A 13,435-nucleotide genomic window follows, 5' to 3' on the forward strand; every position below is an offset into this window, starting at 1 on the left:
ATCAGTGCCTTTTTATTAATTGTGCAATTATTTAATTATTTCTTTGAATTTTTCTTTTCTGTTTTCGCGGTTGCGACAACAGGTTCTTCAGTAAATTCACGTCCATAATAGGAATCAAGTAGCAGTTGTTTTAACTCGGAAATTAATGGGTAACGTGGGTTTGCACCTGTACATTGGTCATCAAACGCGTCCTCAGACAACTTATCAACATGCGCTAAGAAGTCTGCCTCAGCAACGCCAGCTTCACGTATAGACTTAGGAATGCCTAAATCTGCTTTGATCTCTTCAAGCCAAGCCAATAGCTTCTCAACTTTCGTATCGGTACGATCACCCGCTTTCGTCAGACCTAAATGGTCAGCGACTTCAGCATAACGACGACGTGCTTGTGGGCGGTCATATTGGCTGAATGCGGTTTGTTTGGTTGGGTTATCGTTAGCGTTGTAACGAATCACATTACTAATTAATAGTGCATTAGCTAATCCGTGCGGTATATGGAATTCAGAACCCAGTTTATGGGCCATTGAGTGACATACCCCTAAGAAGGCGTTTGCAAATGCAATACCTGCAATGGTAGCGGCGTTATGAACACGTTCTCTTGCCACAGGGTTAGTCGCCCCTTCATGATAGCTAGCGGGTAGATAGTCTTTTAATAAGCTCAGCGCTTGTAGTGCTTGCCCATCTGAGTATTCGTTCGCTAAAACAGAAACATAAGCTTCTAGAGCATGCGTCACAGCATCTAAACCACCAAATGCAGTCAACGATTTCGGCATGTTCATGACTAGGTTTGCATCAACGATCGCCATGTTAGGTGTTAGAGCATAGTCTGCTAATGGATATTTTTGACCTGTTTTATCATCAGTAACTACCGCAAATGGTGTCACTTCAGAACCAGTACCAGACGTTGTGGTAATAGCGACTAATTTTGCTTTCACGCCCATTTTGGGGAAGCGATGGATACGTTTACGGATATCCATAAAGCGTAATGCTAACTCTTCGAAATGGGTTTCTGGGTGCTCGTACATTACCCACATAATTTTGGCGGCATCCATTGGTGAGCCACCACCTAATGCAATAATGACATCAGGTTTGAAGGCGTTCATTTGTGCTGCACCTTTACGGACAACGGTTAAGGTTGGATCAGCCTCAACTTCAAAGAAGACGTCAGTTTCAATATGATGTTGTTTAAGGACATTAATGACTTCTTCGACATAGCCATTATTGAATAAATAACCATCAGTCACGATAAACGCACGTTTTGCGCCATCCGTTGCTATCTCTTCAAGGGCAATAGGAAGACAACCGCGACGGAAATAAATTGAGTTAGGAAGTTTATGCCATAACATATTTTCAGCTCTTTTCGCCACAGTCTTAGTATTAATTAAGTGTTTTGGTCCAACGTTTTCAGAGATGGAGTTACCTCCCCATGAACCACAACCCAGTGTGAGAGAAGGCGCTAATTTAAAGTTATATAGGTCACCGATACCACCTTGTGAGGCGGGGGTATTAATCAAAATACGCGCTGTTTTCATTTTCACGCCAAAATAATTAACGCGTTCAGCTTGGTTATCTTGATCTGTATATAAACAAGAAGTGTGACCAATTCCGCCCATTTCCACCAGTAACTCTGCTTTTTCTACGGCATCTTCAAAGTTTTTACCACGATACATGGCGAGTAGTGGGGAAAGTTTTTCATGAGCGAATGGTTCTGATTCATCAATGACTTTAACTTCACCAATCAGAATTTTTGTCGTCACAGGAACAGTGATACCGGCCATTTCTGCAATTTTGTAGGCAGGTTGGCCAACAATGGCGGCGTTGAGATTGCCATTTTTAAGAATAACGTCTTGAACAGCTTTCAGTTCTTTGCCTTGCAAAATATAGCCGCCATGGCTAGCAAAGCGTTCACGAACTTGATTATAGATTTCATCAACGACCACAACGGATTGTTCTGAGGCACATATCACGCCATTATCAAACGTTTTTGACATCAAAATAGAGGCAACAGCGCGTTTGATATCCGCAGTTTCATCGATCACTACAGGGGTATTTCCCGCACCTACACCAATAGCCGGTTTACCGGAACTATAGGCGGCTTTTACCATACCCGGACCACCAGTTGCTAAAATCAGATTGATGTCATCGTGATGCATGAGTGCATTGGATAATTCAACAGATGGCGCATCTATCCAACCGATGATATCTTTTGGTGCACCTGCGGCTATTGCTGCTTTTAGAACGATTTCAGCCGCTTTATTGGTTGCATTTTTTGCTCTTGGGTGTGGTGAAAAAATAATTGCATTTCGTGTTTTTAAGCTAATCAGCGACTTAAAAATAGCGGTTGATGTTGGGTTAGTGGTTGGCACGATACCACAGATAATGCCGATAGGTTCTGCAATTGTGATGGTACCGAAAGTTGGGTCTTCTGAAAGCACGCCACAGGTTTTTTCATCTTTATAGGCATTGTATATATACTCGGAAGCAAAGTGATTTTTGATCACTTTATCTTCAATAATACCCATGCCTGATTCTTCAACCGCCAGTTTTGCGAGAGGGATTCGTGCATCTGCTGCGGCAAGCGCCGCTGCGCGGAAAATACGGTCAACTTGTTCTTGAGAGAAGTTAGCGAATTCACGCTGAGCTTTTTTGACACGAGCAACGAGGTCATTGAGTTCGGTAACATTAGTTACTGACATAGAGATTACTCCTGATAAATGTTAAACTTTTTAAGCCAATGAGCAGTGCATCCAGAAACACAACGATGTTACAAAAGTGAGTAGATAATTATAGTTTATATTTATTATCATACTTTGCTTATCCGCTTATTGGCTTAAAAAGCTTTTAAATCAATATGAAAAGCGTACTTTTCTTAAATTTTCTCTCCCTATCAGTTAAGAATAGATTAACATTATTCATATTTATTAACGTGATCTAAATCACAAAAAATCAAAACTGAAACCTTTCAGCATGGCAATTTTAGCCAAATTCGCTTCTTTTTTGGAAATTAACCAAAAATATCGTTATTACGCTGGTGAAATAGAGAAATAGCCTGCTTTTTGTATGCTTATTAAGCCGATGGTTAATCGTGGTAACTAAAACAAAACTTAGCACAATGTATTTCATTAATTTAATGATAAACTTTATCTATCGATCATTTTCTCAAACGAGACTTTTTGAAGGTGCTAATGAGTGGGTGCAGGATTACTTGATTTATCAGGCTATATAAAATTTTTTATCGGCCTTTTTGCGTTAGTAAACCCAGTAGGGATCTTACCTGTGTTTATTAGCATGACCAATTATCAAAGTAGTGCAGGGCGTAATAAAACCAATACGATCGCGAATACTTCTGTAGCTATCATTTTATGTACGTCCTTATTAATTGGCGATTCTATTCTTCAGCTATTTGGTATTTCTATTGATTCGTTTCGTATTGCGGGGGGGATCTTGATAGTGACTATCGCAATGTCAATGATCAGTGGGAAAATTGGTGAAGATAAACAAAATAAGCAAGAGAAAACAGAAACTGCCGTCCGTGATAGTATCGGCGTGGTTCCTCTTGCGTTACCTTTAATGGCAGGGCCAGGGGCAATTAGTTCTTGTATCGTTTGGTCATCTCGCTGGCATGGATGGCAAAATTTTATCGGCCTTGCGCTGACAAGTATTGTATTTGCATTTTGTTGCTGGTTACTGTTTCGTTCAGCGTCATTATTAGTTCGTTATTTAGGACAAACAGGTATCAACGTCGTGACGCGTATTATGGGCTTACTTCTGATGTCATTGGGGATTGAGTTCATTGTCACAGGTGTTAAAGCGATATTCCCAGGCCTTCTCTAATCCACTCCAAAAATGACTAATACCTCCTAATTAATCGTCACTAATATGGCGATTAATTAGGTTGTTATCGCATTAGTAATAATATTCTGAACGTTATAGTGCTTAAGCAATAAAGCGTATGTGAATTTTTGTACTATCTCGTGTTAATAGAAAAAATAAAAGTCCAATATCATTATTTGATTGTCATCAAAGGGATAATTTCACACATTAATGTGCTGTTATTTTGTACTATTATAGTCTGGCAATACTTATAATAATATGTCGCATTTTTTGTCAAAGAAGGTATAAAAAGTAAGGAAATGTGAGCTGAGTAAATTTTTACGCTATTTAATTTATCTAATGTTAATGATATGTTTAAACCAGTCCTTGGTATTTAAATATAGCAATAACAGATAAATCCTCTGTTAGTACCGTAAAATCATAATGTTTATTGATTTGTATAGTAACGATAGATTTCAGCATAATTACACAATGTTAACAATTTGTTGTTTTTTATAGGTGGTACTTGTGAATTATGAAAACTAATCTAAAAGGTGAGTGGTATCGCTAACTTAGGATATTACTTTGACGAAATAAGCCGATTAAGTGCTGGATTTTGTTGTAGCAACACTTATAACCTTTGAGGGTGATGATGAATTTTCTTTATAAGAGTTTGTGTTCACTACCTATTTTTTTAGTTGCATTTCATTCTAATGCCGCGCCTGTAGCGACGGCAGTTAAACAAACTATTACGATTAATAATGGTTCTGAAGTTGCTTCATTAGATCCACATAAAGTTGAGGGTATACCGGAAACCAGTATTATCCTTAATCTGCTTGAAGGGCTCATTTATACGGATGTTGACGGTAAAGTCACGCCAGGCGTGGCTGAAAGTTGGACTAATGAGAATTATACCACTTGGGTATTTACGCTCAGAGATAATGCGAAATGGAGCGATGGTTCTCCTGTGACTGCCCAAGATTTTGTTTACAGTTGGCAGCGATTAGCTGATCCAAAAACAGGTTCACCTTATTCAAGTTATCTGCAAAGTGCCTATATTGAAAATGCTGCTGAGATTTTAAAAGGTCAAAAACCACTGGAGTCGCTAGGTGTAAAAGCACTCGATGAAAAACATTTACAAGTCACGCTGAGCCATCCTGTGCCTTATTTTATTGATATGCTTAACCATACGGCGATGAAACCCGTAAATAAGCAAGCAATTGAAAAATATGGGGATAAGTGGACGCAAAGTAATCATTTTGTCGGAAATGGCGCCTATTTATTGGATAAGTGGGTTGTTAACGAACGTATTGTTCTTAAACGTAACCCTTTGTATTGGAATAATCAGAATAGCAAAATAGATGAAGCAACTTTTTTAACCATTTCGTCGGAAGTCAGTGATGTCAATCGTTATCGTAGTGGTGAAATTGATATTAGTAATTCCGCTATTCCCCCCGTTTTATATAAAAAAATGCAATCAGAGCGACCAGATGAATTATATGTTCGTCCTTACTTATGCACTTTTTATTATGAGATTAATAATAACAAGCCACCTTTTACTGACCCCAGAGTGCGAGAAGCCATAAAACTCGGATTGGATAGAGACATTATTACTCATAAAATTATGGGACAAGGGCAGATAGTTGCTTATGGTTTTACGCCTACTTTTATTAATAATAGTGATTTTTCACCGCCTGAGTGGGCAAGTTGGAGTGATGAGAAACGCTATCAACGTGCAAAAGCGCTTTTAGCTGAAGCAGGCTACAATGCCGCGAATCCACTTAAATTTTCTCTGCTTTATAACACTTCTGATCAAAACAAACAGCAAGCCATAGTTGCTGCTTCCATGTGGAAAAAAAATATTGGGGCAGAAGTGAGCTTACAAAATCAAGAATGGAAAACATCATTACAAAGCCGCCACGACGGTAATTATGATGTCGTACGTGCGACTTGGTGTGCCGACTATAATGAGCCTTCTGCATTTTTGAACATCATGTCTTCAGATAGTAGTAATAATACCGCTTTCTATAAAAACCCTCAGTTCGATTCTCTATTAGAAAAAGCATTAGTTGCGCCTGATGATGCAGCGCGCAAGCAAATTTATCAACAGGCGGAGGCCTTGCTTGATCAAGATTCAGCGCTTATTCCTGTTTATTACCGAGTAAGTGTTCGATTGGTTAACCCAGCAATTGGAGGATTTAAAGGTAAAGACCCTCTTGATTATATGGATATTAAGCGGTTATATATAAACCAAACTAATAAATAGTACTAAAATAATATAATAAACAGTTTACCGCGTTGGTAAGCATCACAATCCACAATATAACAATGAAATATGGTATGGGAGTAACGGATAAGATGAGTAAATACATTCATAAAACCATGGTTGCTTTAGGTGTTACTGCTGGATTGATGGCTGGAGGAATGACGAGTAGTGTTGCTGCAACGGTACCTGCTGGTGTTGAGCTTGCGCAGAAACAAACACTCGTTCGTAATAATGGCTCTGAACCTCAATCTCTTGATCCACATAAAATTGAAGGTGTTCCGGAATCCGCTTTAGCTCGTGATCTTTTTGAAGGTCTCACGATCGTTGGACCAAATGGTGAAATTTTGCCTGGCTCGGCAGTCAGCTGGGAAAATAAAGATTTTAAAGAATGGACTTTTAAAATTCGTGAGGGAGCTAAATGGTCAAATGGAGATCCCGTAACGGCCCACGATTTTGTCTATAGTTTCCAACGTCTTGTTGACCCTGATACCGCTTCTCCTTATGCAAGCTATTTACAGTATGCGCACTTGAAAAATGTAGATGACATTATTGTTGGTAAGAAAAAACCAGAAGAACTCGGTGTTAAAGCATTAGATGACCATACCCTTGTTCTCGAATTGAGTGAAGCAGTACCGTATATCCCTAAACTTTTGATCCATTCTTCAATGTCACCAGTAAACAAAAAAGTGATTGAAAAATATGGTGCAAAATGGACTCAACCACAAAACTTTGTGGGGAATGGGGCTTATAAATTAAAAGACTGGACAGTCAATGAACGCATTGTCCTTGAGCGTAGCCCGAGCTATTGGGATAATGCTAATACCATTATCGACCAAGTCACTTACCTGCCAATTTCCTCTGAAGTTACCGATGTTAACCGTTACCGTAGCGGTGAAATCGACATGACTTACAGTAATTTACCCATTGAGCAATTTAAAACGCTGCAAAAAAATATGCCAGATGAGCTACGGGTAAATCCTTATCTGTGTATCTATTACTATGAAATTAACAACGAAAAGCCACCCTTTAATGATCCTCGTGTAAGGGAAGCATTAAAACTTTCTATGGATAGAGACGTCATTACTTATAAAGTGAAAGCTCAAGGCGATATCCCTGCTTATGGGTTTACACCACCATTTACCAACGGCATGAAAACGGAAAAGCCAGATTGGTATGCGAATATGACGCAAGAGCAGCGCAACGAAAAAGCGAAACAGCTGCTCGAAGAAGCGGGTTACAACAAAGCAAATCCATTGAAGTTTAATTTATTGTATAACACCTCTGATTTACATAAGCGTATTGCGATTGCCGCTTCCTCAATGTGGAAGAAAAACATTGGCGCAGAAGTCAAATTAGAAAACCAAGAGTGGAAAACTTTCTTAGATAGCCGACATCAAGGCGCTTATGATGTTGCTCGTGCTGGTTGGTGTGCAGACTATAACGAACCTTCTTCTTTCCTCAATATGCTACTGTCCCATAGTAGTAATAATACTGTTCATTATAAGAATAAAGACTTCGATGCTACGATGAAACAGACGTTGCAAGTGAAAACGGATGAAGAACGTGCCGATCTCTATGATAAAGCTGAAAAAATCTTAGATAAAGATTCCGCTGTTGTGCCATTGTACTACTATGTAAACACGCGTTTAGTTAAACCGTATGTGGGGGGGTATACAGGTAAAGACCCTCTCGATAACCTTCATACTAAAGACCTTTATATTATTAAGCACTAACAATAACAGTCCGGCTCTGAGGAGCCGGACAACAATGTGATGATTGGTCCGGCTAAGCAACAGATGTAGGGAAGGGCAATGTTAAAATTTATTATACGTCGCTTACTAGAAGCGATTCCGACACTTTTTATTCTTATTACGATTTCATTTTTTATGATGCGGTTAGCACCAGGCAGCCCTTTCACGGGAGAACGTAAACTACCGCCTGAAGTTATGGCGAATATAGAAGCGAAATATCACTTAAATGATCCGATGTATAAGCAATATTTCAACTATTTAGTGCAATTATCTAAAGGTGATTTTGGCCCATCATTTAAATATAAAGACTATAGTGTTAACGACTTAGTCGCGAAAGCATTTCCTGTCTCTGCAAAATTAGGGGCTACTGCCTTTATCGTTGCCGTATTCTTTGGTGTGTCTGCTGGCGTTATTGCCGCATTAAATCAAAATAGTAAATGGGACTTTACGGTCATGGGGTTTGCCATGACGGGGGTTGTCATCCCTAGCTTTGTAGTGGCACCGCTATTGGTGCTGATTTTCGCCATTCATTTGAAATGGCTCCCTGGTGGTGGCTGGGACGGCGGTAATATCAAACACATGATATTACCGATGGTGGCATTATCGCTAGCCTATATTGCAAGCATCTCACGTATTACACGTGGCTCAATGATAGAGATTATGCACTCAAACTTCATTCGTACTGCGCGTGCAAAAGGCTTACCACTTCGTACTATCATCTTACGTCATGCATTGAAACCTGCTTTGCTTCCTGTGCTTTCGTATATGGGGCCTGCATTTGTGGGAATTATCACAGGTTCAATGGTGATAGAAACGATTTTTGGTTTACCAGGCATTGGGCAATTATTTGTTAATGGTGCATTGAACCGTGACTATTCATTGGTTCTTAGTCTAACCATTTTAGTCGGTGTATTGACCATTGCCTTTAATGCGATTGTCGATGTGTTATACGCTGTTATCGACCCGAAAATTCGTTATTAATCCGGAGAAGACACTGTGTTATTGAATCAAAAGAATAGTGAAGCTCTGGAAAAACTTTCGGAGCAATTAGATATTGAAGGGCGTAGTTTGTGGCAGGATGCACGACGTCGATTTATGCATAACCGTGCTGCAATATTTAGCCTGTTTGTCCTATTTTTGATTACGTTATTTGTGATTTTTGCACCGATGTTATCCCCCTTTTTATATGATGATACGGACTGGGAAATGATGTCGATGCCGCCAGATATGGCGAGTGGGCACTATTTTGGTACCGATGCTTCTGGTCGAGATCTTTTAGTTAGGGTCGCTATCGGTGGGCGTATCTCTCTGATGGTTGGGGTCGCTGCTGCACTTGTGGCTGTTATTGTGGGCACACTTTATGGCTCTCTGGCTGGCTATGTTGGTGGAAAAGTAGACTCCTTTATGATGCGTTTATTGGAGATCTTAAACTCATTTCCATTTATGTTCTTTGTGATTTTGCTAGTGACATTATTTGGCACGAATATCTTATTGATATTTGTCGCTATTGGTATGGTTTCTTGGTTGGATATGGCGCGTATCGTGCGTGGGCAAACCTTAGGGCTGAAACGAAAAGAATTTATTGAGGCCGCTTTAGTTTGTGGTGTGAGCACTCGCCACATTATTTTACGCCATATTGTTCCTAACGTATTAGGTGTTGTTGTCGTGTATGCATCATTACTCGTGCCAAGTATGATCTTATTTGAATCGTTTTTAAGCTTTCTCGGGTTAGGTACTCAAGAGCCGTTGAGTAGTTGGGGCGCATTATTAAGTGATGGTGCTAATTCTATGGAAGTGACGCCATGGTTATTATTGATCCCAGCGTGTTTTCTTGTTGTCACACTATTTTGTTTTAACTTTATCGGCGATGGTTTACGTGATGCCCTCGACCCGAAAGACCGCTAGAGGGAATGACTATGTCTGAAATTAAATCATCTAACCCTCTACTGAGAGTTAAAGATCTCAACGTCACTTTTTCAACGCCAGATGGTGATGTAACAGCCGTTAATAAACTGAATTTTGAATTACGAGCCGGTGAAACCTTAGGTATTGTGGGAGAATCAGGTTCAGGAAAATCCCAAACGGCTTTCGCTCTCATGGGGTTGTTAGCCCGTAATGGCAAAATAGGTGGCTCGGCCATATTTAATGGTCGTGAAATCCTTAATTTAAAAGAAAAGGATTTGAATAGGATGCGAGCAGAAGAGATTTCGATTATCTTCCAAGATCCTATGACGTCATTAAATCCTTACTTAAAAATTGGAACACAATTATCTGAAGTGCTAATGCTGCATAAAGGTATGGGGAAACAGGAAGCTTTTGAAGAGTCCGTACGTATGCTCGATGCAGTAAAAATGCCAGAAGCCCGTAAAAGAATGAATATGTATCCTCATGAATTTTCTGGTGGGATGCGTCAACGTGTCATGATCGCCATGGCATTATTGTGTCAGCCTAAATTATTGATAGCGGATGAACCGACAACGGCATTAGATGTTACGGTTCAAGCGCAGATCATGACGTTATTAAATGAACTGAAACAAGAGTTTGATACAGCCATTATTTTGATCACTCATGACTTAGGCGTGGTTGCTGGGGTGTGTGACAAAGTTCTGGTGATGTATGCAGGGCGTACCATGGAATACGGCACAGCGCGCGATATTTTTTATCATCCTTCTCATCCCTATTCGTTGGGATTACTTGCAGCAGTACCGCGTTTGGATGGTGATGATGAAAGCCTCGCAACCATACCTGGTAACCCGCCTAATTTGTTGCGCCTGCCAAAAGGCTGCCCATTTTCTCCGCGCTGCCAATATGCGAATGAACAATGTATTGAACATGAGCCTGAGCTGAGCGTCTTTTCAACGGATCGTTTGAGAGCTTGCTTTAAGCCAGTGGAGGAGTTGGTATGACACAGCATGAAAATAGACCCGTTTTGCTCGAAGTTAATGATTTAAAAGTTCATTTTGCTATTCGAGACAAAAAACAATGGTTCTGGCAGCCTGATAAAAGTTTAAAGGCGGTTGATGGTGTGACACTGCGCTTATATGAAGGTGAAACACTGGGTGTCGTGGGGGAATCTGGGTGTGGAAAGTCCACTTTTGCTCGCGCTATTATTGGGTTAGTGAAATCATCGGGAGGCACCGTCAGTTGGTTAGGACGTGATTTACTAGGGTTAAATGAAAAACAGTGGCGAGACGTACGTAACGACATTCAAATGATTTTCCAAGACCCTTTGGCGTCACTAAATCCGCGTATGACAATCGGTGATATCATCGCTGAACCGTTGAAAACCTATAATCCAAAGATGCGTCAATCTGAAGTGACGGAAAAGGTCAGAAAAATGATGATGCGAGTAGGGTTATTACCCAATTTAATCAACCGTTATCCTCATGAGTTTTCTGGTGGGCAATGTCAGCGTATTGGGATTGCAAGAGCACTGATCCTTGAACCTAAACTCGTTATTTGTGATGAACCAGTATCTGCACTTGATGTGTCCATTCAAGCACAGGTGGTTAATTTATTGCAAGAATTGCAAAGGGAAATGGGCTTATCCTTGATCTTTATTGCTCATGATTTGGCCGTCGTAAAGCATATTTCTGACCGGGTATTAGTGATGTATTTAGGTAATGCGGTTGAGTTGGGAACCTATGATGAGGTGTATAACAATCCTCTTCATCCTTATACGAAAGCCTTGATGTCAGCAGTGCCTGTTCCTGATCCGGATAAAGAGAAAAATAAAGTGATAGAGTTATTGGAAGGGGAATTACCTTCTCCCATTAATCCACCGTCGGGTTGTGTGTTTAGAACTCGTTGCCCATTAGCTGATGAAGGTTGTGCGAAAACGAAGCCTTTGTTAGAGGGAAGTTTTAAACATGCGGTATCTTGTTTAAAGGTTGATCCACTTTAACGATGAAATTTAAAAGGGCCGTTAGGCCCTTTTTTTAATGCGTATTTTATGCGAAAGCCGTATCAATATTAATCAACGCTTCCATAAAATATGGTGGAAGGGAACGGCTGGATTACGGCTAATCAAAACTCGAGCAAAGATATCGTTAATATCTTCATCTGCGGATTGCGCTAAGCCAATAATCACTTCGCTAAAATTTTCTAAATTAAATTCAGGTTGAATAATGCTTTGCCAATGCGAAGTCAGTGGCACAATTTCAGCAGCGCCACACTCTTCAAATTGCAGGGCAAAAATCACCTGATCAGCAGGCTCTAAGTTTGTCATAGCGCCTTCTCATAGGTATGATCTTTAGGAGTTGAAGAGGTGCTTCATTCGTGATCTAATTGATTTACCAGAAAAAAAAGATCACCTTTGCAGGAAAAACGAATGAAGCAACAACAAGATACCCGATTTTCGAGCGCTTTTGAACGATTTTTTTCAGCAGCAGAGCTTGATGCGCTTGGCAAGCAATCAGGCTTTATGAAGCGGCGGCGGCAGGTGACGCCACAGAAGTTTTGCATGGCGCTGGTCAGTGCGCTGGGTGCAGGAACAACGAATTCGATTGCCGATGTGCACCGGCAATTTAACCATATGCACTCAACGGACATAAAGCTTAAACCCTTTCATAAACAGTTGGTTAAAATGGCTGCTCCTGAATTTATGCGTGAAGTGTTTGAAAAGGCGCTGGCTCTGCATCTCCCTGATATGTTTGCTATCAGGAATAAATATCAGGACATGTTCAAGCGCATTATTTTACAAGATGGCACCAGTTTCGCTGTACATGACGACTTAATGTTCTATTTTCCAGGACGTTTTAATGAAAATAGTCCGGCAGCGGTTGAGTTACATGTCACTTATGACGTGTTTAAGGGGCAACCTGACGGTGTTAGTCTGACTGAGGACACGGCACCCGAGCGGGACTATTTGCCTTCACCCGCCTCTTTATCAGGCTGCTTATTTATGGCAGATGCAGGTTATTTTTCAAAAGCTTATATACAACAGCTTCAAGAAGCCTGCGCGTATTTTATTATGCGGATGTGTAACCGTGTTAATCCAATGGCGGTTTGTACTAAGACTCAGCAGATGAAGCCGCTGAAAACATGGTTAAAAGAATTACCCAATGCAGGTGTATTGGATTTAGATGTGCAGTGGCCGAATGGCCCGGTTTATCGTTGCGTTGCATTTGCAGCATTAGATCACAAAAAACGTCATGTATTGGTCTGCACTAACCTTGACCGTGAGCAGTTTCCTCCAGCTGTTGTGGGTGATTTTTATCGTGTTCGCTGGCAAATAGAATTATTATTCAAAGAGTGGAAGTCGATGAATAATTTAAATAAATTCGATACAGGTCATGCCACAATCGTTGAGACATTAATTTGGGGTAGCTTGCTGGCAGCAACCTTAAAACGCTGGCTAATCAACGCGGCACAAAAGAAGTATAACCGGGTGTTGTCGCTTTTTACCGGAGCAAAAACTGCCCATATGTGGTGGATACCATTTTGCTTTGATATAGCCATGAGTCGTGGTACGGATTTAGCAAAAGCCATGAATAACGCGCTGGCATTTTTAGCGCAACATTGCCAACGGCAAAATGTTAAACGAGACCAAATAAGTGGCGTATATAAGCTGCTTAATAACACAAATAAATCATTGGGTTAGGTCGTT

General features: G+C 40.4%; 10 protein-coding genes. 8 read left to right on the plus strand and 2 right to left on the minus strand.

The window, feature by feature from the left end; genetic code table 11:
- Nucleotides 1–35: 35 nt before the first annotated feature.
- Nucleotides 36–2,693, minus strand: a complete 2,658-nt coding sequence (gene adhE / locus M1F03_RS09780) for a bifunctional acetaldehyde-CoA/alcohol dehydrogenase (RefSeq protein ID WP_154623668.1) — start codon at nt 2,691–2,693, stop codon at nt 36–38.
- Nucleotides 2,694–3,186: 493 nt separating this feature from the next.
- Between adhE and M1F03_RS09785 the strand changes: the two genes are divergently transcribed.
- The 7 genes from M1F03_RS09785 to oppF all read left to right on the plus strand — a co-directional run bounded on the left by M1F03_RS09785 (nt 3,187) and on the right by oppF (nt 11,731).
- The gene (locus M1F03_RS09785) at nt 3,187–3,831 is read left to right on the plus strand and encodes a YchE family NAAT transporter (protein ID WP_163861536.1); all 645 of its coding nucleotides are present in this window, start codon (nt 3,187–3,189) and stop codon (nt 3,829–3,831) included.
- Between the two features lie 628 nt (nt 3,832–4,459).
- Nucleotides 4,460–6,076 carry an ABC transporter substrate-binding protein gene (locus M1F03_RS09790; protein ID WP_375097464.1) on the plus strand — a complete coding sequence of 539 codons (1,617 nt, stop codon included), beginning with the start codon at nt 4,460–4,462 and terminating at the stop codon, nt 6,074–6,076.
- Nucleotides 6,077–6,168: 92 nt separating this feature from the next.
- Complete coding sequence (gene oppA, locus M1F03_RS09795; protein WP_154623667.1) at nt 6,169–7,809, plus strand: oligopeptide ABC transporter substrate-binding protein OppA; 1,641 nt, start codon at nt 6,169–6,171, stop codon at nt 7,807–7,809.
- 78 nt (nt 7,810–7,887) lie between these two features.
- Nucleotides 7,888–8,808, plus strand: a complete 921-nt coding sequence (oppB, locus tag M1F03_RS09800) for an oligopeptide ABC transporter permease OppB (RefSeq protein ID WP_154623666.1) — start codon at nt 7,888–7,890, stop codon at nt 8,806–8,808.
- Nucleotides 8,809–8,823: 15 nt separating this feature from the next.
- Nucleotides 8,824–9,732 (plus strand): oligopeptide ABC transporter permease OppC, encoded by a 909-nt coding sequence (gene oppC / locus M1F03_RS09805; protein WP_163861540.1) that lies wholly within the window; start codon nt 8,824–8,826, stop codon nt 9,730–9,732.
- 11 nt (nt 9,733–9,743) lie between these two features.
- The gene (locus M1F03_RS09810; protein ID WP_154623665.1) at nt 9,744–10,733 is read left to right on the plus strand and encodes an ABC transporter ATP-binding protein; all 990 of its coding nucleotides are present in this window, start codon (nt 9,744–9,746) and stop codon (nt 10,731–10,733) included.
- Nucleotides 10,730–11,731: a murein tripeptide/oligopeptide ABC transporter ATP binding protein OppF gene (gene oppF / locus M1F03_RS09815; protein ID WP_154623664.1), complete on the plus strand. Its 1,002-nt coding sequence runs from the start codon at nt 10,730–10,732 to the stop codon at nt 11,729–11,731. Before M1F03_RS09810 ends, oppF begins: the two co-directional genes overlap by 4 nt.
- Before the next feature lie 72 nt (nt 11,732–11,803).
- On the opposite strand, the gene M1F03_RS09820 is transcribed toward oppF, so the two are convergent.
- On the minus strand, nt 11,804–12,055 hold the full coding sequence (locus M1F03_RS09820; protein WP_413242955.1) for a DUF440 family protein: 252 nt from the start codon (nt 12,053–12,055) through the stop codon (nt 11,804–11,806).
- 102 nt (nt 12,056–12,157) lie between these two features.
- Here M1F03_RS09820 and M1F03_RS09825 point away from each other — a divergent pair, with 102 nt between their 5' ends.
- On the plus strand, nt 12,158–13,429 hold the full coding sequence (locus M1F03_RS09825; RefSeq protein ID WP_000813355.1) for an IS4-like element ISPa13 family transposase: 1,272 nt from the start codon (nt 12,158–12,160) through the stop codon (nt 13,427–13,429).
- Nucleotides 13,430–13,435: the final 6 nt, after the last annotated feature.

Source organism: Providencia sp. PROV080 (assembly GCF_033688105.1).
GTDB lineage: Bacteria > Pseudomonadota > Gammaproteobacteria > Enterobacterales > Enterobacteriaceae > Providencia > Providencia zhejiangensis.